15 protein-coding genes are annotated in these 22,341 nt (G+C 69.8%); 11 read left to right on the top strand and 4 right to left on the bottom strand.

Going from position 1 to position 22,341, the window contains the following annotated elements; translation table 11 throughout:
• Positions 1-6: 6 nt before the first annotated feature.
• The 7 genes from mtnA to ACWGIG_RS17630 all read left to right on the top strand — a co-directional run bounded on the left by mtnA (position 7) and on the right by ACWGIG_RS17630 (position 9,101).
• Positions 7-1,152 carry an S-methyl-5-thioribose-1-phosphate isomerase gene (mtnA, locus tag ACWGIG_RS17660; RefSeq protein ID WP_453322517.1) on the top strand — a complete coding sequence of 382 codons (1,146 nt, stop codon included), beginning with the start codon at positions 7-9 and terminating at the stop codon, positions 1,150-1,152.
• 4 nt (positions 1,153-1,156) lie between these two features.
• Positions 1,157-1,846, top strand: a complete 690-nt coding sequence (mtrA, locus tag ACWGIG_RS17655) for a two-component system response regulator MtrA (RefSeq protein WP_362430714.1) — start codon at positions 1,157-1,159, stop codon at positions 1,844-1,846.
• A 1-nt stretch (position 1,847) separates the two neighbouring features.
• Positions 1,848-4,067 carry an MtrAB system histidine kinase MtrB gene (gene mtrB, locus ACWGIG_RS17650; protein WP_453322516.1) on the top strand — a complete coding sequence of 740 codons (2,220 nt, stop codon included), beginning with the start codon at positions 1,848-1,850 and terminating at the stop codon, positions 4,065-4,067.
• 94 nt (positions 4,068-4,161) lie between these two features.
• Complete coding sequence (locus ACWGIG_RS17645; protein ID WP_453322515.1) at positions 4,162-6,072, top strand: LpqB family beta-propeller domain-containing protein; 1,911 nt, start codon at positions 4,162-4,164, stop codon at positions 6,070-6,072.
• A 104-nt stretch (positions 6,073-6,176) separates the two neighbouring features.
• On the top strand, positions 6,177-7,109 hold the full coding sequence (locus ACWGIG_RS17640; protein WP_453322514.1) for a ComF family protein: 933 nt from the start codon (positions 6,177-6,179) through the stop codon (positions 7,107-7,109).
• A 313-nt stretch (positions 7,110-7,422) separates the two neighbouring features.
• Positions 7,423-8,118 carry a ribosome hibernation-promoting factor, HPF/YfiA family gene (gene hpf, locus ACWGIG_RS17635; protein WP_453322513.1) on the top strand — a complete coding sequence of 232 codons (696 nt, stop codon included), beginning with the start codon at positions 7,423-7,425 and terminating at the stop codon, positions 8,116-8,118.
• A gap of 221 nt (positions 8,119-8,339) precedes the next feature.
• Positions 8,340-9,101, top strand: a complete 762-nt coding sequence (locus ACWGIG_RS17630) for a response regulator (protein WP_453322512.1) — start codon at positions 8,340-8,342, stop codon at positions 9,099-9,101.
• Between the two features lie 24 nt (positions 9,102-9,125).
• Here the strand turns inward: ACWGIG_RS17630 and ACWGIG_RS17625 are convergent, their stop codons facing one another.
• Both ACWGIG_RS17625 and ACWGIG_RS17620 read right to left on the bottom strand, forming a co-directional pair.
• On the bottom strand, positions 9,126-10,301 hold the full coding sequence (locus tag ACWGIG_RS17625) for a winged helix-turn-helix domain-containing protein (RefSeq protein WP_453322511.1): 1,176 nt from the start codon (positions 10,299-10,301) through the stop codon (positions 9,126-9,128).
• Positions 10,302-10,310: 9 nt separating this feature from the next.
• A complete protein-coding gene (locus ACWGIG_RS17620) occupies positions 10,311-11,006 on the bottom strand; it encodes a GNAT family N-acetyltransferase (RefSeq protein ID WP_453322510.1) in 696 nt (231 codons plus the stop codon).
• 196 nt (positions 11,007-11,202) lie between these two features.
• On the opposite strand from ACWGIG_RS17620, the gene secA reads away from it, so the two are divergent.
• Entirely contained in the window at positions 11,203-14,022 is a 2,820-nt protein-coding gene (secA, locus tag ACWGIG_RS17615) for a preprotein translocase subunit SecA (protein WP_453322509.1), read from the top strand.
• 76 nt (positions 14,023-14,098) lie between these two features.
• On the opposite strand, the gene ACWGIG_RS17610 is transcribed toward secA, so the two are convergent.
• Complete coding sequence (locus ACWGIG_RS17610) at positions 14,099-14,530, bottom strand: Rv3235 family protein (RefSeq protein ID WP_453322508.1); 432 nt, start codon at positions 14,528-14,530, stop codon at positions 14,099-14,101.
• Between the two features lie 334 nt (positions 14,531-14,864).
• On the opposite strand from ACWGIG_RS17610, the gene ACWGIG_RS17605 reads away from it, so the two are divergent.
• Positions 14,865-15,374: a DUF6912 family protein gene (locus tag ACWGIG_RS17605; RefSeq protein WP_453322507.1), complete on the top strand. Its 510-nt coding sequence runs from the start codon at positions 14,865-14,867 to the stop codon at positions 15,372-15,374.
• 53 nt (positions 15,375-15,427) lie between these two features.
• Positions 15,428-16,084, top strand: a complete 657-nt coding sequence (locus ACWGIG_RS17600) for an HAD family hydrolase (RefSeq protein ID WP_453322506.1) — start codon at positions 15,428-15,430, stop codon at positions 16,082-16,084.
• 228 nt (positions 16,085-16,312) lie between these two features.
• Here the strand turns inward: ACWGIG_RS17600 and ACWGIG_RS17595 are convergent, their stop codons facing one another.
• Positions 16,313-16,879, bottom strand: a complete 567-nt coding sequence (locus ACWGIG_RS17595; RefSeq protein ID WP_398423541.1) for a DJ-1/PfpI family protein — start codon at positions 16,877-16,879, stop codon at positions 16,313-16,315.
• A gap of 486 nt (positions 16,880-17,365) precedes the next feature.
• On the opposite strand from ACWGIG_RS17595, the gene ACWGIG_RS17590 reads away from it, so the two are divergent.
• Positions 17,366-22,300, top strand: a complete 4,935-nt coding sequence (locus ACWGIG_RS17590; protein WP_453322505.1) for an NAD-glutamate dehydrogenase — start codon at positions 17,366-17,368, stop codon at positions 22,298-22,300.
• Positions 22,301-22,341 lie beyond the last annotated feature (41 nt).

Raw genomic sequence — 22,341 nt, 5'->3', positions numbered from 1 at the left:
GAGCGGATGGCTGATCAGGACGCACACAGCACGGTGGGCGCAGAACCGCCCGCACTGCCCTCGCTGCGATGGGAGGAGCCGCCCGAAGGGCCGGTGCTGGTGCTCCTCGACCAGACCCGGCTGCCGATGGAAGAAGTGGAACTGGTCTGTACGGACGTGCCCGCGCTGGTGCGGGCGATACAGACCCTGGCGGTACGGGGCGCCCCGCTGCTCGGCATCGCCGGGGCGTACGGGGTGGCGCTCGCGGCCAGACGCGGGTTCGACGTGGACGAAGCGGCGGTGCTGCTGGCGGGTGCGCGGCCCACCGCGGTCAACCTCGGACACGGAGTGCGGTGGGCAGTCGGGGCGTACCGGGAGGCGCTGGAGAAGGGCGTGGGGGGCGAGGGCGCTGCCGCGGCGGCGCTGGATGCCGCCAGGGAGCTGCACCGGGCGGACGCCGAGGCCAGCGCGGCGATGGCCGGGCACGGGCTCGCGTTCCTCGACGAGCTGCTGCCCGGTGGCAGCCACCGCATCCTGACCCACTGCAACACCGGGGCGCTGGTATCCGGCGGCGAGGGTACGGCGTTCGCCGTGGCGCTGGCGGCGCACCGGGCGGGCCGGCTGCGGAGGCTGTGGGTGGACGAGACGCGGCCACTGCTGCAGGGGGCGCGGCTCACCGCGTACGAGGCGGCGCGCCATTCGATGACGTACACCCTGCTCACGGACAACGCGGCGGGCTCGCTGTTCGCGGCGGGCGAGGTGGACGCCGTGCTGATCGGGGCGGACCGGATCGCGGCCGACGGTTCGGTGGCGAACAAGGTGGGGAGCTATCCGCTCGCGGTGCTGGCCAAGTACCACCATGTGCCGTTCCTCGTGGTCGCGCCGCTGACCACGGTGGATCTGGACACGTCGGACGGGGCCGCCATCGAGGTGGAGCAGCGGCCCGGGCTGGAAGTGACGGAGATCACCGTGGGGTTCTCGGTGACGGGTACGGAAGGAGGCGGCGGACTGGCGGTGGCACCGCTCGGGACGCAGGCGTACAACCCCGCCTTCGACGTGACGCCGCCGGAACTGGTGACGGCGATCGTCACCGAGGAGGGCGTCGTTTCACCCGTGACCGGGACCGCTCTCGCGGAGCTGTGTGCCAGGTCACGACGGGCAACGATGAGCTAATGGGATGATGGCGTTTATGAAAGGTCGCGTTCTCGTAGTTGACGACGACACCGCACTCGCCGAGATGCTCGGCATTGTGTTGCGTGGAGAAGGTTTTGAGCCGTCGTTCGTCGCCGACGGTGACAAAGCGCTGGCTGCATTCAGGGAGGCCAAGCCGGACCTGGTGCTGCTGGACCTCATGCTGCCCGGACGGGACGGCATTGAGGTGTGCCGGCTGATCCGGGCCGAGTCCGGAGTGCCGATCGTCATGCTCACGGCGAAGAGCGACACCGTCGATGTGGTGGTCGGGCTGGAGTCCGGCGCCGACGACTACATCGTCAAACCGTTCAAGCCCAAGGAGCTCGTCGCCCGGATCCGGGCGAGGCTGAGGAGGTCGGAGGAGCCCGCGCCGGAACAGCTGGCCATCGGTGACCTGGTCATCGACGTGGCCGGTCACTCGGTGAAGCGGGAGGGGCAGTCGATCGCACTGACCCCGCTGGAGTTCGACCTGCTGGTCGCGCTGGCCCGCAAGCCCTGGCAGGTGTTCACCCGCGAGGTGCTGCTGGAGCAGGTCTGGGGGTACCGGCACGCCGCGGACACCCGACTGGTCAATGTCCATGTGCAGCGGCTGCGTTCCAAGGTCGAAAGGGACCCGGAGCGTCCGGAGATCGTCGTGACCGTGCGCGGTGTCGGCTACAAGGCCGGACCGAGCTGACATGAACCGAGGCAGCGCTGCTCCGCAGCCCGGGGAGCCGGGGGGCCGTACGGAGCGGGCTGCAGGACCGGGGCCCGGACCTGGCTCCGGTCCCGGACCTGGTGCTTCCGGTCGTCCCGGGCGTCGTACGTCCCGGGCCGGCAGGCTGCTCCAGGGCGGTCGGTTGCTCCAGGACGGGGCGCCCGGCGGCCCCGTGCTGCGTCTCGTCGTACGGCTGGTGCGGCGCCCGCTGCTGCCGGCCGTACGGCTGTGGCGGCGCAACATCCAGCTGCGGGTGGTTGCCGCGACCCTGCTGATGTCGCTCGGCGTGGTGCTGCTGCTCGGCTTCGTCGTCATCAGCGCCGTGAAGAACGGGCTGCTCTACTCGAAGGTGGAGGCGGCCCAGAACCAGGCCCGCGGCGGTTTCGCCGCGGCTCAGGAGCGGGCCAGCGCCCCGGCGGACCAGGGCGGCCAGGACAGCGAGAGCTCCGACCACAAGGCCGACCGCCGCAACGCCGCGAACTGGCGTTCCGACCTGGTGGAACAGCTCGCCAGTGGTGGCCAGAAGGCCTTCAACGTGGTGGCGCTCAGCGCCGTCTCCGACGAGGAGACCAGCCAGCCCGGGCCGAGGGCCTCGGGCGGCGTGGACCCTCTGGCGAGCGTGCCGCAGGACGTGCGCGACGCCGTCGACGAGGGCGCCGAGTCGTACCAGCGGTACGTGCGGATCGTTTACAGCAATGACGCACAGCCGTCCGAGCCCGGCCTGATCGTGGGCAAGCGGCTGAACGACGTGAGCGGGCAGCCGTACCAGCTCTACTACCTCTTCCCGCTGGCGCAGGAGGAGGCCTCGCTCAAGGTCGTCAAGAACACGCTGACGACCGCCGGGCTGTTCGTGGTCGTCCTGCTCGGGGCCATCGCCTGGCTGGTGGTACGGCAGGTGGTCACACCTGTACGGATGGCCGCCGGGGTCGCCGAGAGGCTCTCCGCCGGACGCCTCCAGGAACGGATGAAGGTCACAGGTGAGGACGACATCGCGCGCCTCGGCGAGGCCTTCAACAAGATGGCCCAGAACCTCCAGCTGAAGATCCAGCAGCTGGAGGACCTTTCGCGGATGCAGCGGCGGTTCGTCTCCGACGTGTCGCACGAGCTGCGGACACCGCTGACGACGGTACGGATGGCCGCCGACGTCATTCATGACGCCAAGGAAGACTTCGACCCCGTGACGGCCCGCTCGGCGGAGCTGCTGGTCGGTCAGATCGATCGTTTTGAGTCACTGCTCGCAGATCTGCTGGAGATCAGCCGCTTCGATGCCGGCGCCGCGGCCCTGGAGGCCGAGCCGATAGATCTGCGTGAGGTCGTACGTCGTGTGATCGACGCGGCAGAACCCCTTGCGGAGCGCAAGGGAAGCGTCGTGAGGGTCGTCGGGGACGAGCAGCCCGTCGTCGTCGAGGCCGACGCCCGGCGGGTCGAGCGGGTGCTGCGCAACCTCCTCGTCAACGCCGTCGAGCACGGTGAGGGACGGGACGTGGTGGTGCGACTGGGGGCTGCCGGAGGCGCGGTCGCCGTCGCCGTACGGGACTACGGCGTGGGGCTGAAGCCCGGCGAGGCGACCCGGGTGTTCAGCCGCTTCTGGCGGGCGGACCCGGCGCGCGCGCGTACCACCGGCGGCACCGGGCTCGGTCTGTCGATCGCGGTCGAGGACGCACGGCTGCACGGCGGGTGGCTCCAGGCCTGGGGCGAGCCGGGCGGCGGATCGCAGTTCCGGCTGACCCTGCCGCGCACCGTCGACGAACCGCTGCGCGGATCGCCGATACCGCTGGAGCCCGAGGACTCGCGGCGCGCGCGTGCGCGCGTGGCGGAGGCGAAGCGGACGGGCGGTGGCTCGGGCGGCGGAAACACGCGGCTCGCCACCGTTCCCGTACAGCCGCAGGGAGAGCGGGGGTCCGGACCGATAGCTCCGCCCCGTACGGCCACTGTGCCTGCCGCGGACCCGACGGCGCTGCCCGGCAGCGGTGCACGCGTGGTGTCACGGCGGGCGGGGGACGAGCCGCGGGACAGCCACGGCGACGGCGGTGACAGTGACGGCGGTGGCGACGGCAACAGTGACGGCGGTGGCCGCTACAGCGGTGGTGGCGACCGCAACAGCAGCGGTGGCCACGGCAGCGACGGCCGCGCGACGGGCGAGAGCGTGCCGCAGGACATGGACCGGATGGACCGGGAGGACATTCCACGTGGGCGTTGAGCGGCGCGGCAGTGGCAGCGGCAGGAGCGGTGGCGGCGACAAGGCCGGCGGTGGCGACAGGACCGGTGGTACCGGTATGAGCAGTGGTACCGGTATGAGCAGTGGTACCGGCAGGAGTGGTGGCACCGGTAGGCGTGGAGGCCGGGAGCGTGGCCGGAAAGCGGCGGTCCTGCTGGTGGCCGCCGGCCTGCTGCTGACCGCCGCGGGCTGCGGATCGATGCCCGACCATGGGGACGTACGCGAGGTCAAGGGCCCTCAGGCGGTCGATTCCCAGGTACGGGTCTACAGCGTGCCGCCGCGTTCGGGGGCGAGGCCGGACGAGATCGTCGAAGGGTTCCTGGAGGCGATGAAGAGCGACGACCCCGGGTTCGACACCGCCCGCAAGTACCTGACCAGGAGCGCCTCCAGGAAGTGGAACCCGAGCGAGGCCACCGCCGTCCTGGACGAAGGCCCGAGCAGGGAGGAGCCGTCCGTCCGGGACAACGGGGCGTCGCCCGTGTACATGCTCACCGGACGGCAGGTCGCGGTCCTCGACAAGCAGAGCGCCTACCAGTCCGCCAAGAAGCAGTACAGCCAGCAGCTCCGCCTGGTCAGGGAGAAGGGCACCGACAAGAGGTCGGACAGCGGTGAGTGGCGCATCGAGACCCCGCCGAAGGGGCTGGTGCTCGGCGAGTCCGACTTCCAGCGCATCTTCCGATCCGTCAACAAGTACTACTTCGCGTCGAACTCGGCGACCGGCGACCCCAAGGAGCGCTGGCTCGTCGCCGACCCCGTGTACGTACGCAAGCGGACCGACCCGCAGTCCCGGCTGGACCCGGTGGCCCAGGCGGTCAAGGCACTGCTGGACGGGCCGTCCAACTGGCTGAAACCCGTGGTCAGTTCGCGCTTCCCCACCGGCGCCACCCTCAAGGGCGGCGTCAAGGCGCTGACGATCGGCGACCACAACTCGCTGAAGGTGCCGCTCAACGCGAAGGCGGCGAACGTCGATCACCGGGGCTGCATGGAAATGGCCGCCCAACTGCTCTTCACGCTCCGGGACCTGACCTCCACGTCGAGGCTCGAACAGGTGGAGATCGAGGACAGTGAGGAGTCCAGTAGGTGCGTGCTCACCGGCGATCAGGCCGGCGCGTATGCACCGGGCGGCAGTTCCAGGACGCCCGACTTCCAGTACTTCCTGAACGACAAGCGGCATTTGGTGCGGATCCCCAACGACCCCAACGACGTGGACACCAGTGAGGCGAAGCCTGTTCCCGGCGCGCTCGGTGAGAGCGGTCCGCAGCTGAAGTCGGCCGGTGTGTCGCGGGACGAGAGGCACGTCGCGGCGGTGGCGTCCGACGGGCACCGTCTGCAGGTCGCCTCGATGGCGGCCGGCAGCGACACGCCCCGCACGCGGTACACCAGCAAGGCGAAGACCAACGATCCGCTGTCCGCGCCCAGTTGGGACAGTCGCAACGACCTGTGGATCGCGGACCGGGACCCGAAGGCGCCGCGGTTGCTGCGCATCGCGGACGGTACGGGCAATCCCGAGGAGATCCGGGTCGAGGGTCTCGGCGACGGGTACGTCGACTCGCTGCGGGTGTCGGCCGACGGAGTGCGCATCGCGCTGCTGGTGGTCGACGAGACCAAGCGCAAGACGCTGCGGGTGGGCCGGATCGAGCGCCGCGGCGCGGGGGAGGAGAGCGCGGTCGAGATCGTCGGACTGCGGGCCGGTGCGCCGCAGATGGAGCAGGTGACCGCCATGTCCTGGGCCGGTCACAGCAGGCTGGTCGTGGTGGGCCGGGAGAAGGGCGGGGTGCAGCAGATGCGGTACGTCCAGACCGACGGCTCCACTTCGGCCGCAGGGCTGCTGCCCGGCGCCAACCAGGTGACGGCGGTTGCCGCGTCGGACGTCGACCGGTTCCCGCTGCTGGCGCAGTCGCAGGAGGACGGCATTCTGCGCCTGTACCCCGGGGCCAACTGGAAGACGGTGGCGCGGGAGGGATCGCTTCCGATCTATCCGGGATAGCGGATCGCTGTTCCGACTCCCTGTTTTCCACAGGAAGTTGAGGGTCTTCGGCAGGTTTTCCACAGGGGTGGCACGGGTTCGGCCGCCGTGGGCACAGTGGGGGCATGCGAGAACTACGGGGTTGGTGGCGGGAATTCGCCGGGCTGGTTCTGCCGGTGGCCTGCGGCGGTTGCGGCAGGCCGCGAGCGCCGACGGGAGTGTGCGAGGAGTGCGCGACCGCGTTGTACGGCGGGCGGCCAGGACGGGTGCGGCCGGCGCCGGAACCGCCGGGACTGCCCGCCGTCCATGCGGCGGCGCGGTACGAGGACGCGCCGCGTGCGGTGCTGCTCGCGCACAAGGAACGGGGCGCTCTGGGGCTGGCGAGGCCGCTCGGGGCGGCGTTGGCGGGGGCGGTGCGCAGTGCGGTGCACGGCCCGGTCCGAGGCGCCGTGGGCGGGTCCGCGGGCGCCGCGGGCGGGCCCGTGGCCGCCGTGGGCGAGGCTGCGGAGGGCGTGACGAGTGGGGCGCAGGTGGCGTATCCCCGGCCCGGATGGGTAGACGGTCCGGCAGTGGACGCGACACAGGAGCTGGTACTGGTGCCCGTGCCGTCCGCGCGGCGTTCGGTCGGCGCGCGGGGGCACGACCCGGCACGGCGGATCGCGCGGGCGGCAGCCGCCGAGCTGCGCCGGAGCGGGACGCGGGCCAGAGTCGCGCCGGTGCTGCGCCAGCGGCGCTCGGTGGACGACCAGGCGGGCCTGAGTGCCCGGGAGCGGCTGGTGAACCTGTCCGGGGCCCTGGAGGTGGTGGCGGGCGGTCGCAGGCTGCTGACGGGCGGCCGGGTGGTCCTGGTGGACGACCTCATGACCACGGGCGCGTCGCTCGTGGAGGCGGCTCGGGCGCTCGCCGCACCGGTCGGACTGCCGGATCGGGCCGCGCCGGGACGCCGGGCACCGGGTCGGAGATCGACGGGGCGAAGACCCGGGAATACCGGAATCCTGGGTCCCGTCGCTGCGGTTGTCGCGGCCCCGCCGATATCTTTCGAAATAAACTGGAACTGAACGGGAACTTGCATCGTTGCAGGTAGTGAGAGGGAAAAACCACCTGAACGGAGGTACGCACCGGTAGCGGGTGCCGACACCCGGCCGGGCGGGCTATGTTCAGAAGTGAGGAATAGCGGTTGCTGTGCCTCACTTATTGCACTGCCGTGCTTCAGGTTTTCCCTCGCACCCCGAGAATTCGGGGGTGTGGATCTTCCCGACGGGGGAGGAGGAGGTGAAGTCGCCAAGTCCGAGACTTCGGGACTGACCGGAGTCTGGTGCAAGAGGGAAACGCTCCGCCAGCGAGCGGAGCAATCCGGGAACGGAGTTCTGCGTGGACATCGTCGTCAAGGGCCGCAAGACAGAGGTACCCGAGCGCTTCCGCAAGCACGTGGCGGAGAAGCTCAAGCTGGAGAGGATCCAGAAGCTCGACGGCAAGGTGATCAGCCTCGACGTGGAGGTGTCCAAGGAGCCCAATCCGAGGCAGGCGGACCGCTCGGACCGTGTGGAGATCACGGTCCACGGGCGAGGGCCCGTCATCAGGGCAGAGGCGTCGGCGGGCGACCCGTACGCGGCGCTCGACCTGGCGACCGGCAAGCTGGAGGCGCGGCTGCGCAAGCAGCACGACAAGCGCCACACCCGCCGTGGCACAGGCCGCCTGTCCGCCGCAGAGGTCGGCGCGACGGTGCCCGACGCGGCGGTCATGGACGGAGACGGCCGACTCGCCGTGGACCACGCCGAGCCGGACACGTCCGTACCCACGAAGAAGATCGGTTCGCTCGAAGTGCAGGGCGACGGACCGCTGGTGGTCCGCGAGAAGACCCACGTGGCCGCACCCATGTCGCTCGACCAGGCGCTCTACGAGATGGAGTTGGTCGGGCACGACTTCTACCTCTTCGTCGACGCGGAGACGAAGGAGCCCAGTGTCGTCTACCGGCGGCATGCGTACGACTACGGAGTCATCCACCTGAACACGGACCCGCTCGCCGAGTCCGAAGCCGGCGGTGCGGGCGGCGCACTCGGCGGCTGACAGTCCGAGCGGCTGCGCCCGGCGCGCCGCACCACCTGGTGAGGGTGCCCCCGGAGAGCGTCCGCGCCTCCGGGGGCACCCTCGTGTGCGTCCTGAAGAGGTCGCTCCGTCGCACGGGCATGGAATCATGTCACCGCAAGTCAAGAGGTGCTCTGCGGACTGTGGTTGGCGCAGCACATGAACTTCGGGCCATGGTCTTAGCGGCCTCAGGGGGAGGAACGATGGCGGACAGCTTCGGTCCGGTGCAGAGCGGCGGCCATGCCCGCAGCGCCGACCGCGTCGCCGATGCCGATACGGACACGGATGTGGGCGGTTCCCGCAAGGAGCCGATCAGGGTTCTCGTGGTGGACGACCACGCGCTCTTCCGACGGGGGCTGGAGATCGTTCTCGCCCAGGAGGAGGACATCCAGGTCGTCGGTGAGGCCGGGGACGGGGCGGAGGCCGTGGACAAGGCGGCCGATCTGCTGCCGGACATCGTGCTGATGGACGTACGGATGCCCAAGCGGGGCGGGATCGAGGCGTGCACCTCGATCAAGGAGGTGGCCCCCAGCGCCAAGATCATCATGTTGACGATCAGCGACGAGGAGGCCGACCTCTACGACGCGATCAAGGCCGGTGCCACGGGATATCTGCTGAAGGAGATCTCGACGGACGAGGTCTCCACGGCGATCCGGGCGGTGGCGGACGGACAGTCGCAGATCAGCCCGTCGATGGCGTCGAAGCTGCTGACCGAGTTCAAGTCGATGATCCAGCGCTCCGACGAGCGGAGACTGGTGCCGGCGCCCCGGCTCACGGACCGGGAACTGGAAGTGCTGAAGCTGGTCGCCACCGGGATGAACAACCGGGACATCGCCAAGGAGCTGTTCATCTCGGAGAACACCGTGAAGAACCATGTGCGCAACATCCTGGAGAAGCTGCAGCTGCACTCCCGGATGGAGGCCGTGGTCTACGCGATGCGCGAGAAGATCCTTGAGATCCGCTGATCCCGGCGCTCGTCGGCCGCGCGGCTAGCCGAGCTCATGACGCAGGAGTCCGTGCAGCTCGGAGGGGGTGGTGCGGTCCACCCGCACCTCCGTACAGCCGACCCAGGAGGCCGCTTCCCGGAGGGCCTTCGCCATGGCGGGGACGGCCTTCGGGGACTCCAGGGAGACCTGACGGGCGATCAGCGTGGTGCCTTCCCTGGCCGGGTCGACGCGGCCGAGCAGCCGACCGCCGGAGAGCAGCGGCATCGCGAAGTACCCGTGGACGCGCTTCGGCTTGGGGACGTACGCCTCCAGGCGGTGCGTGAAGCCGAAGATGCGCTCCGTGCGCGGGCGGTCCCAGATCAGGGAGTCGAAGGGCGACAGCAGTGTCGTGCGGTGCCGGCCGCGCGGGGCGGCAGCCAGGGCCTCGGGGTCCGCCCAGGCGGGCTTCCCCCAGCCTTCGACCTCGACCGGAACCAGGCCCGAGTCCGCGATCACCGCGTCCACCTGGGCGTTTTTCAGCCGGTGGTAGTCGGAGATGTCTTCCCGGGTGCCGACGCCCAGTGACTGGCCGGCGAGGGCGACCAGGCGCCGTACGCACTCGGTGTCGGTCAGGTCGTCGTGCTGGAGCTCGCCCGGAATCGCACGCTCGGCCAGGTCGTACACCCGCTTCCAGCCGCGCCGCCGGGTGCAGACCACGTCGCCGTACATCAGGGCGCGCTCGACGGCGACCTTGGACTCCGACCAGTCCCACCACTCCCCGCCGTTCTTCGCGCCGCCCAACTCCGTTGCCGTGAGGGGGCCTTCGGCGTGGAGCTGCTTGATCACCCGGTCGTACGCGCCCTCCGTCAGCTCGTGGTGCCACTGCGGGCGCGAGCGGTAGGCGCGGCGACGGAAGGCGAAGTGCGGCCACTCCTCGACGGGGAGGATGCAGGCGGCGTGCGACCAGTACTCGAAGGCGTGCGCCTCCTCGGATTCGGGGGACCAGTACGCGGACTCGACCTTCCGGCGGTCCACCGCGCCCAGCCGGGCGTACGGAATGAGCTCGTGCGAGCGGGCCAGTACGGAGATCGTGTCGAGCTGCACCGCGCCCAGGTGCCGCAGCACGCCCCGCACCCCGCCGCGGCGGTCCGGCGCACCCACGAAACCCTGTGCGCGCAAGGCGATCCGGCGTGCTTCGTCGGCGGAGAGAACGACGGCTGCGGGCGGCTGGAAGGTCATGCCGAAAGACTAGAGGGCGGCACTGACATCGGGCTCCGGCGCCCTGCTTCCGGGGGCCGGGAGGTACGGATGGAGACCGGGCAGGCCCAGATCCGAGGGGAGCAGCGAGCCGGCCCAGGCGTCGCGTGCGGTGCCCTGGTGGATCGTGGCGGCGCGCTGCACGCCCTCCATGGTGAAGCCGAGTTTCCCGGCGACGGCGCGCGACGGCTCGTTGCCGACCTCGGCCCGCCAGAGCAGCCGGTCGACGCCGTGGGTGGCGAAGATCCAGCGGATCACCTCCGTCGCCGCCTCGGTGACGTAACCGCGTCCTCTATGAGGCTTCGCCGCCCAGTAGCCGAGTTCCCAGGTGCCGGGCAGCAGGTGCAGGCCGACGCCGACCGCGGCGAGCAGTGGGCCGCCGCCGCGCGGGCGCACCGCGAAGTGGAAGCCGGTGCCGGTGCGCAGTCCCTCGCCGGAGATCTGCTCGACGAAGAAGACGGCGTCCTTGTGCTCGTACGGCGAAGGAATGGTCGTCCAGCGCAGGATGTCCGGGTCCTGGACGGTGTGCAGCACTTCGTCCGTGTCGTCGGTGGCGAAGGGCCGCAGTTCGAGGCGCCCGGTGGTCAGTACGAAGGGCTTCATGAACAGATTGTGGTCGGGGGAGGGGCCGTGGGCGAACACTTTTCGAGTGACGCCCGGCACCTTCGGCGCGTGCCGTGCGTTCATCTTGTACGCGCGCCGTGTGTGCACCTTGTGGATGCCGGGGCGCCTTCGTGGTGACGGACCTCCCGAGGCGGCTGGGTCCTCGCTTACGATGGCCGTTGCGGTGGGGCCCGCCTGCCGTGCCCGCGCCACTGTCAGTACCGACCAGAAGTCATACCGACCCAGTGCACAGGCCCGACCGGCAAGGAGACCAGCCTCAGTGTCCGTCTTCAACAAGCTCATGCGTGCAGGCGAAGGCAAGATCCTGCGCAAACTGCACCGCATCGCGGACCAGGTCAACTCCATCGAAGAGGACTTCGTCAACCTCTCCGACGCCGAGTTGCGCGCCCTGACCGACGAGTACAAGCAGCGGTACGCCGACGGCGAGAGCCTCGACGACCTGATGCCCGAGGCCTTCGCGACCGTTCGCGAAGGTGCCAAGCGCACCCTCGGCCAGCGTCACTACGACGTCCAGATGATGGGTGGCGCCGCCCTGCACCTGGGTTACGTCGCCGAGATGAAGACCGGTGAGGGCAAGACCCTCGTCGGCACGCTGCCCGCGTACCTCAACGCCCTTTCGGGCAAGGGCGTGCACCTGATCACGACGAACGACTACCTGGCGGAGCGCGACTCCGAGCTGATGGGCCGGGTGCACAAGTTCCTCGGTCTGGAAGTCGGCTGCATCATCGCCAACATGTCGCCCGCCGAGCGCCGTGCGCAGTACGCCTGCGACATCACGTACGGCACGAACAACGAGTTCGGCTTCGACTACCTCCGCGACAACATGGCGTGGTCCCAGGACGAGCTCGTCCAGCGCGGCCACAACTTCGCGATCGTCGACGAGGTCGACTCGATCCTGGTCGACGAGGCACGTACGCCGCTGATCATCTCGGGTCCGGCCGACCAGGCCACCAAGTGGTACGGCGACTTCGCCAAGCTGGTCACCCGCCTCAAGAAGGGCGAGCCGGGCAACCCGCTGAAGGGCATCGAGGAGACCGGCGACTACGAGGTCGACGAGAAGAAGCGCACCGTCGCCATCCACGAGCCGGGCGTTTCCAAGGTCGAGGACTGGCTCGGCATCGACAACCTCTATGAGGCGGTCAACACACCGCTCGTCGGTTACCTCAACAACGCCATCAAGGCCAAGGAACTCTTCAAGAAGGACAAGGACTACGTCGTCATCGACGGCGAAGTCATGATCGTCGACGAGCACACCGGCCGTGTGCTGGCGGGCCGCCGCTACAACGAGGGCATGCACCAGGCGATCGAGGCGAAGGAAGGGGTGGACATCAAGGACGAGAACCAGACCCTTGCCACGATCACCCTGCAGAACTTCTTCCGCCTCTACGACGGTCTGTCCGGCATGACCGGTACGGCGATGACCGAGGCCGCGGAGTTCCACCAGATCTACAAGCTGGGCGTCGTACCGATCCCGACCAACCGGGACATGGTCCGCATCGACCAGTCCGACCTGATCTACCGCACCGAGGTCGCCAAGTTCGCGGCCGTCGTCGACGACATCGCGGAGAAGCACGAGAAGGGCCAGCCGATCCTGGTCGGCACCACCTCGGTCGAGAAGTCCGAGTACCTCTCGCAGCAGCTCGCCAAGCGCGGTGTGCAGCACGAGGTCCTCAACGCCAAGCAGCACGACCGCGAGGCGCCGATCATCGCCCAGGCCGGCCGCAAGGGCGCCGTCACCGTCGCCACGAACATGGCGGGCCGTGGTACGGACATCAAGCTCGGCGGCAATCCCGACGACCTCGCCGAGGCGGAGCTGCGCCAGCGCGGCCTCGACCCGGAGGAGCACATCGAGGAGTGGGCCGCCGCGCTGCCCGCCGCCCTGGAGAAGGCCGAGCTCGCCGTCAAGGCCGAGCACGACGAGGTCAAGGCGCTCGGCGGGCTGTACGTGCTGGGCACCGAGCGGCACGAGTCGCGCCGTATCGACAACCAGCTGCGCGGTCGCTCCGGCCGTCAGGGCGACCCGGGCGAGTCCCGGTTCTACCTGTCGCTCGGCGACGACCTCATGAGGCTGTTCAAGGCCGCGATGGTCGAGCGCGTCATGGCGATGGCCAACGTCCCCGACGACGTACCGATCGAGAACAAGATGGTGACCCGCGCGATCGCGTCCGCGCAGTCGCAGGTCGAGCAGCAGAACTTCGAGACCCGCAAGAACGTCCTGAAGTACGACGAGGTGCTCAACCGGCAGCGCGAGGTCATCTACGGCGAGCGCCGCCGCGTCCTGAAGGGCGAGGACCTGCAGGAGCAGATCCGGCACTTCATGGACGACACGATCGAGGCGTACATCCAGGCGGAGACCGTCGAGGGCTTCTCCGAGGAGTGGGACCTGGACCGCCTGTGGAGCGCGTTCAAGCAGCTCTACCCGGTGAAGATCACCGTCGAGGACCTGGAGGACGCGGCGGGCGACCGCGCCGGGATCACCGCGGAGTTCATCTCGGAGTCCGTCAAGGACGACATCTACGAGCAGTACGAGTCCCGTGAGAAGCAGCTCGGCTCGGAGATCATGCGCGAGCTGGAGCGGCGCGTGGTGCTGTCCGTGCTGGACCGCAAGTGGCGCGAGCACCTCTATGAGATGGACTACCTCCAGGAGGGCATCGGCCTCCGTGCCATGGCGCAGAAGGACCCGCTGGTCGAGTACCAGCGCGAGGGCTTCGACATGTTCAACGCCATGATGGACGGCATCAAGGAGGAGTCCGTCGGCTACCTGTTCAACCTGGAGGTCCAGGTCGAGCAGCAGGTCGAGGAGGTTCCGGTGAAGGACGCGGGTCCTTCGCTCACCAAGGAGGACGCGGTGCCTGCCGGCGCCCAGCGTCCCGAGATCCACGCCAAGGGTCTCGAAGCGCCGCAGCGGCCGGACCGGCTGCACTTCTCCGCGCCCACCGTGGACGGCGAGGGCGGGGTCATCGAGGGCGACTTCGAGAACACGGCCGACGGGCCGACCCGCTCCGAGTCGGACGGGATGACCCGTGCCGAGCGCCGCAAGGCGCAGAAGAGCACGGGCGGGCGTCGCCGGAAGAAGTAGTTCCGCCGGTCCAGTGGCTCTGCCGGTTCGTGCGGTCCGGGCGCGCAACCCTCAAGGGGTGCGCGCCCGGACGCGTTCAGACCCCTGCCGGTACGCGTTCGCCGCCGAGCTCGATGGCCGTGCAGCGCCAGCGTTGGTCGGCGCTCTGTTCCAGGCGGAAGGCCATCGCGCGGAGCTGCTCGCCGGCGCCGATCCTGGCGAAGGCCTCGATGACGTCGGGCCGGGGCCGGAAGCCGCCGCAGCTGCGTACGACCGGGCGGATGCCCCTGGTGCGGAACGGGGTCCGCGGCGCGAGCTCCAGCAATTGGTCGTAGGCCTCCCTGAACATGAGGTTGAGCATGCTGTGCGCGGGGCGCTCGCCGCTCAGCACGGCGAGCAGGCGCTCCGCGAACTGGTGCTGCGGGGTCGCCGGGACACGGGGCCTGCGCACGGCCGTGGTGGCGCCCTGGCGGCCCGGGCCGCTGGAGTCGCCGCGGGTGCTGCCGGGCCGGGTCGTCGTCCTGTTCATGCTGATCGTCCCGCTCTGCCTGGCCGGTGGAATACCGGACGGTAACTTTCTGCTTGGGGATCTTGTACGGGGCAACCGGGAACCTCGGCAAGGGGCGCGCGCGGCAGTGGCGCCGGGGCCGGCGAATCACCTATCAGAGTGGCTTCCGGCCCAGCCCGGAGTACGGACGCGGGGGGCGCGCGGCGCAGGGTGGACGGCGCAGAGCGGGTACCGCCGCCCCGATGGGGGACCCGGAACGTATCCTTGAGGCCCTGGCGGGAGGCCCTTTCGGCCGGTGAAGCCCCGGTCCCGAAGACTTCACGACCCGACGACCCCGACGAGAAGAGCGGCAGTCATGCGCGTCTACGTACCCCTGACCCTTCCCGGTCTCGCAGCGGCGTACAAGGCCGGTGAGCTGGCGCCCGGCCCGCTCGTCGCGTACGCCGTGACACCGGGGCTGCGCGAGTGGTACGTCTCGGACGACATCGAGGAGCTGGAGTACGCGGCGCTCGGCCGGGCGGCGGCGGCCTCGCTGCGGCTGGTGGCGGGGGACCCGGCGGCCGAGCGGCGCAGGGTCGTGCTCGCCGTCGACGTGGCGGACGGCGCGGTGACCGCGGACCCGGACGGGCGCGGCATGGACGCCGGGGCGATCGGCGAGGTGCGGGTCGAGGGCTCCGTACCTGCGAAGAGGTTCGCGGCGGTGCACGCGGACGCCGACGGAGCCAAGGACGACGTGACCGCCGCCGCGGCGGCGCAGGGGGCGGCGGACCTCGGGGACGACGACGCGCAGTTCACGGTGGACGGGGCGGAGGACCACGAGCTGCTGTGGTTCGGGGTGCAGGAGATTCCCGGGTTGATCGGCTGACTTCTGCTCGCTCCGGTGACTGCGTTGTCAGACCCCGTGGGTACCGTTCTTTCATGAGGACGCACCTGGTCTGGGACTGGAACGGCACGCTGCTCGACGACATCCACGCGGTCATCGGGGCGACCAACGCCGCCTTCGAGGAGATCGGGCTCCCGGCGATCACCCTGGAGAGGTACCGCGAGCTGTACTGCATACCGATCCCGCGCTTCTACGAGCGGATGATGGGCCGGATGCCCACGGACGCGGAGTGGCTGGTGATGGACGCCGCCTTCCACCGGCACTACGTCTCCCTGCGTGCGGCCTGCGGGCTGACCGAAGGCGTCGAGGAACTGCTCACGGGATGGGGCGCGGCAGGACGCAGCCAGTCGCTCCTGAGCATGTACGGACACGACGAACTGGTCCCGGTGGTGCGGGGATACGGCATCGAGCGCCACTTCGTGCGGGTCGACGGCAGGACCGGCCCGTCGGGCGGGACCAAAGCGGCACACATGGTGCGGCACCTCGCGGCGCTGGACGGGGTCGACCCCGGGCGGGTGGTGGTGATCGGCGACGCCGTCGACGACGCGCTGGCGGCTGCGCACGTCGGAGCGGGCGCGGTGCTGTACACGGGCGGCTCGCACAGCCGGGCGGTCCTGGCGGCTGCCGGGGTACCGGTGGTGGACTCGCTCGCGGACGCAGTGCGGGTGGCCGAGGAGATATCGGCAGCCTGAGGCCCTCGACACCTGCACCGGGACGTCTACGCCCACGCCTCGACCGACGCCTGCGCCTGCTTCTGCTTCGGCTCCTGCGCCGGGAGCATGTGCGCCTGCGCCCGGACACGTGGGTCTGGACACGTGCGCCCGGACACGTGGGGCTGGACGCCTGTGCCTGAGGTGCGCCCGGCACGGCGTCTCCGGTCGCACGGTCCTCGGGGAGCCGGGCGCAGGCTGCCGGGTGTCTCAGGTCACCGGTGCCTTCGCCCGGAGCACTGTCAGGAACTCGCGCATCCACCGTGAGTGGTCCGGCCATGCCCGGGCCGACACCAGCGTGCCGTCGACCACCGCCTCCGCGTCCTGGAAGGTGGCCCCTGCGCTCTGCATGTCCAGCTCCAGCGCCGGGTAAGCGGTGACCCTGCGCCCGCTCAGCGCACCGACCGCCGCCGTCAGCAGCGGACCGTGGCAGATCTGCGCCACCGGCTTGTCCGTGTCGAAGAACGACTTGAGGATCTTGCGCAGTTCCGGGTCGTTGCGCAGGTACTCCGGGGCCCGTCCGCCGGGCACGACCAGCGCGACGTAATTTCCGGGATCCACCTCCGAGAAGGCGAGGTCGGCCGGCCAGGTGTAGCCGGGCTTCTCGGTGTACGTGTCGTACCCGGCCTCGAAGTCGTGCACCACGAAGCGGAGCTGCTTGCGGGACGGCGCCGCGATGTGGACGTCGTACCCCTCCTCGCGCAGCCGCTGGTACGGATAGAGCACTTCCAGCGACTCGGCGGCATCGCCCGTGACGATCAGGATCTTCGCTGACATGGCGGCTCTCCGGGGGAGTGGGCGGACGGTGGTCCGGTCAACGTGCCCCCGGGCGCGACATTTGCCAAGGGGGCGTGCGGCAACCCGGTACGCCCCGGGGCAACCCGGTGCGCCCTGCTGCGACCCCCGTGCTGCACGAGGCCCGTGCGGCGGGAGTGGACAAAGCGTCGAACTTCTCCGCGTTATGTCCAACGACCGGCGAATAACGCCTCCCGGGCGAGGGGGGATAGCCTGGTCCCGTGATCAGCGCGATACGCCTCGGGGGCGGTGCAGCCCCCGGCCTTCGCCCGGCGCACTACCGTGCCCGGGCCCTCGCTGGTTTTCCGAACCCGGACGCGACGCCAAATATGCCGAAAATCGTCATGGGTGTCACCGGTAACCCACATCGCGGCATAACGTCGACATCGACCGGAAACCCCGCGTCGTGGCGTTGTGTCTCCTTCTTCACCTACGTCACGCAACGGCGCGCGACAGGAGCCAGAGGACATGCAGACCAAGCTGGACGAAGCCAAGGCCGAGCTGCTCGCACGGGCCGCCCGGGTAGCTGAGAACAGCCCGGCGGGGGGACTAACTCCGACTGGGTCCGAGAGTGAAGGGGCGCCCGACCAGGACGCCCTACTCGCGTACCTCCAGCGCTACTACCTGCACACCGCCCCGGAGGACATCGGAGACCGCGATCCGGTCGACGTCTTCGGCGCGGCACTTTCGCACCATCGCCTCGCGGCCAACCGCCCGCAGGGCACGGCGAACGTGCGGGTGCACACGCCGACGGTCGAGGAGAACGGGTGGACATGCAGCCACTCCGTCGTCGAAGTAGTGACCGACGACATGCCCTTCCTCGTCGATTCGGTGACGAACGAACTGTCCCGGCAGGGCCGCGGCATCCACGTCGTGATCCACCCGCAGGTACTGGTGCGCCGTGACGTGACCGGCAAGCTCATCGAGGTGCTCTCCAAGCAGATCATCGGCGAGCTCCCGCACGATGCGATCGTCGAGTCGTGGATCCACGTCGAGATGGACCGCGAGACCGACCGCGCCGACCTCAAGCAGATCACCGCCGACCTGCTGCGCGTCCTGTCCGACGTCCGTGAGGCCGTCGAGGACTGGGAGAAGATGCGCGACGCCGCGCTGCGCATCGCCGACGAACTGCCGAACGAGCCGAAGGCCGCCGACCTCCCCGACCAGGAGATCGACGAGGCCCGTGAGCTGCTCCGCTGGCTGGCCGCCGACCACTTCACCTTCCTCGGCTACCGCGAGTACGAGCTGACCGGCGACGACGCCCTCGGCGCCGTGCCCGGCACCGGCCTCGGCGTACTGCGCTCCGACCCGCAGCACCACGAGGACGACGAGACGCACCCCGTCTCGCCCTCGTTCAGCAGGCTGCCCGCCGACGCCCGTGCGAAGGCCCGTGAGCACAAGCTCCTGGTCCTGACGAAGGCCAACAGCCGCGCGACCGTGCACCGCCCCTCGTACCTCGACTACGTCGGTGTGAAGAAGTTCGACGCCGACGGCAACGTGGTCGGCGAGCGCCGCTTCCTCGGCCTGTTCTCCTCCGCCGCGTACACCGAGTCCGTACGCCGCGTGCCCGTCATCCGGCGCAAGGTCGCCGAGGTCCTCGAAGGCGCGGGCTTCACGGCCAACAGCCACGACGGCCGCGACCTGCTGCAGATCCTGGAGACGTACCCGCGCGACGAGCTCTTCCAGACGCCCGTCGACCAGCTGCGCTCCGTCGTCACGTCCGTGCTGTACCTCCAGGAACGCCGCAGGCTGCGGCTGTACCTGCGCCAGGACGAGTACGGGCGCTACTACTCGGCGATCGTCTACCTGCCCCGCGACCGCTACACCACCGGTGTACGGCTGCGGCTCATCGACATCCTCAAAGAGGAGCTCGGCGGCACCAGCGTCGACTTCACGGCGTGGAACACCGAGTCGGTCCTCTCCCGCCTGCACTTCGTCGTACGCGTCGAAACCGGTACGGAACTGACCGCCCTCACCGACGCCGACGTCGAGCGCATCGAGGCCCGCCTCGCCGAGGCGGCCCGCTCCTGGGCCGACGGCTTCGCCGAGGCCCTCAACGCCGAGCTGGGCGAGGAGCGCGCCGCCGAACTGCTGCGCCGCTACGGCCACGCCTTCCCCGAGGGCTACAAGGCCGACCACTCGCCGCGCTCCGCCGTCGCCGACCTGCTTCACCTGGAGCAGCTCGGCCAGGACGAGAAGGACTTCGCCCTCAGCCTCTACGAGCCGGTGGGCGCCGGAGCGGGCGAGCGCCGCTTCAAGATCTACCGGACCGGCGAGCAGGTCTCCCTGTCGGCCGTGCTCCCGGTCCTCCAGCTGCTCGGCGTCGAGGTCGTCGACGAGCGTCCGTACGAGCTGCGCTGCGCGGACCGTACGCACGCGTGGATCTACGACTTCGGGCTGCGGCTGCCGCAGCACCTGTTGAACGGCGACTACCTCGCCGACGACGCCCGCGAGCGCTTCCAGGACGCCTTCGCGGCCGTCTGGACGGGCGCCGCGGAGAACGACGGCTTCAACTCCCTGGTGCTGCGCGCCGGGCTGAGCTGGCGGCAGGCCGTGGTGCTGCGCGCGTACGCGAAGTACCTGCGGCAGGCGAAGTCCACCTTCAGCCAGGACTACATGGAGGACACCCTCCGCAACAACGTCCACACCACCCGGCTGCTGGTCTCCCTCTTCGAGGCGCGGATGTCGCCGGAGCGGCAGAAGGCCGGCACGGAGCTGACGGACGGGCTGCTCGAAGAGCTGGACGGAGCGCTCGAACAGGTCGCCTCGCTCGACGAGGACCGCATCCTGCGCTCCTTCCTGACCGTCATCAAGGCGACGCTGCGAACGAACTTCTTCCAGAAGGCACAGGACGGCAGGCCGCACTCCTACGTCTCGATGAAGTTCGACCCGCAGGCGATCCCTGACCTCCCCGCGCCCCGCCCGGCGTACGAGATCTGGGTGTACTCGCCCCGCGTCGAGGGTGTGCACCTGCGCTTCGGCAAGGTCGCGCGCGGCGGTCTGCGCTGGTCGGACCGGCGCGAGGACTTCCGTACCGAGGTGCTCGGCCTGGTCAAGGCGCAGATGGTGAAGAACACCGTCATCGTGCCGGTCGGCGCCAAGGGCGGCTTCGTCGCGAAGAACCTCCCGGACCCGTCGGTCGACCGCGACGCGTGGATGGCCGAGGGCATCGCCTCGTACAGGACGTTCATCTCGGCGCTGCTCGACATCACCGACAACATGGTGGCGGGCGAGGTCGTACCCCCGAGGGACGTCGTACGGCACGACGAGGACGACACGTACCTCGTGGTCGCCGCCGACAAGGGCACCGCGACGTTCTCCGACATCGCCAACGAGATCGCCGTCGCGTACGACTTCTGGCTCGGTGACGCCTTCGCGTCCGGCGGCTCCGTCGGCTACGACCACAAGGGCATGGGCATCACCGCCCGAGGCGCCTGGGAGTCCGTGAAGCGGCACTTCCGGGAGCTCGGACACGACAGCCAGACCGAGGACTTCACCGTCGTCGGCGTCGGCGACATGTCCGGCGACGTCTTCGGCAACGGCATGCTGCTCTCCGAGCACATCCGCCTCGTCGCGGCCTTCGACCACCGGCACATCTTCATCGACCCGAACCCGGACGCGGCCCTCTCTTACGCCGAGCGCCGCCGCCTCTTTGAGCTGCCCCGCAGCTCCTGGGCCGACTACAACAAGGAACTGCTGTCGCAGGGCGGCGGCATCCACCCGCGCAGCGCCAAGTCCATCCCGGTCAACGCCGCGATGCGCGAGGCGCTCGGGCTGCCGGCGGGCGTCTCCAAGATGACCCCCGCAGACCTGATGCAGGCCATCCTCAAGGCGCCGGTGGACCTGCTGTGGAACGGCGGCATCGGCACGTACGTGAAGTCGTCCGTCGAATCCAACTCGGACGTCGGCGACAAGGCGAACGACTCGATCCGCGTCAACGGCGAGGACCTGCGGGTCAAGGTCGTCGGCGAGGGCGGCAACCTGGGTGCGACGCAGCTGGGACGCATCGAGTTCGCGCGCGCCGGGGGCCGGATCAACACCGACGCCATCGACAACAGCGCCGGTGTCGACACCTCCGACCACGAGGTGAACATCAAGATCCTGCTCAACGCCCTCGTCACGGACGGGGACATGACCGTCAAGCAGCGCAACAAGCTGCTCGCGGCCATGACCGACGAGGTCGGCACCCTGGTGCTGCGCAACAACTACGCGCAGAACACCGCCCTGTCGAACGCGGTCGCCCAGTCGCCGTCGCTGCTGCACGCGCACCAGCGCTTCATGCGGCGCCTGACGCGGGACGGTCACCTGGACAGGGCCCTGGAGTTCCTGCCCACCGACCGTCAGATCAGGGAACTGCTGAACAACGGCAAGGGCCTCTCGCAGCCCGAGCTGGCCGTCCTCCTCGCGTACACGAAGATCACCGTTGCCGACGAGCTGATCTCCACCGGCCTGCCGGACGACCCGCACCTGCGGGTGCTGCTGCACGAGTACTTCCCGCACGCGCTGCGCGAGAAGTTCGCCGAGCAGATCGACGCGCACGCGCTGCGCCGCGAGATCATCACGACGGTGCTGGTCAACGACACCGTCAACACCGGTGGTTCCACCTTCCTGCACCGGCTGCGCGAAGAGACCGGCGCCTCCATCGAGGAGGTCGTACGGGCACAGTTCGCGGCCCGCGCGATCTTCGGTCTCAGCGACGTCTGGAACGCCGTGGAGGCCCTCGACAACAAGGTCCCGGCCGATGTCCAGACGCGGATCCGGCTGCACTCGCGGCGCCTGGTCGAGCGCGGCACCCGCTGGCTGCTCGGCAACCGCCCGCAGCCGCTGGAGATCGGCGAGACCATCGAGTTCTTCAGCGCGGGCGTGGCGCAGGTCTGGGCCGACCTGCCCAAGCTGCTGCGCGGCGCCGACCTGGAGTGGTACCAGGGCATCCTGGAGGAGCTCACGGGGACGGGCGTGCCGGAGGACCTCGCACTGCGTGTGGCGGGCTTCTCCTCGGCCTTCCCGATCCTCGACGTGGTCGCGATCGCGGAGCGCATCGAGAAGGACCCGATGGACGTCGCCGAGGTGTACTACGACCTCGGTGACCGGCTCGGCATCACGCAGCTGATGGACCGCATCGTCGAGCTGCCGCGTGCCGACCGCTGGCAGTCCATGGCACGCGCCTCCATCCGCGAGGACCTGTACGCCGCTCACGCCGGCCTGACCCAGGACGTCCTGTCCACCGGGAACGGCGGCTCCACGCCGGAGCAGCGCTACAAGGCGTGGGAGGAGAAGAACGCGGCCCTGCTGGGACGTGCGCGCACCACCCTGGAGGAGATCCAGGGCTCGGACGACTTCGACCTGGCGAACCTGTCGGTCGCGATGCGGACGATGCGGACGCTGCTGCGCAACAGGGTCTGACAGCGCAGACCTCATGAGGGAGGGCCCCACCGCAACTGCGG

It is taken from the genome of Streptomyces sp. NPDC054863 (assembly GCF_053610825.1).
The sequence above is the reverse complement of the archived record's forward strand: the minus strand, read 5'-3'. Positions and strand labels throughout refer to the sequence as shown.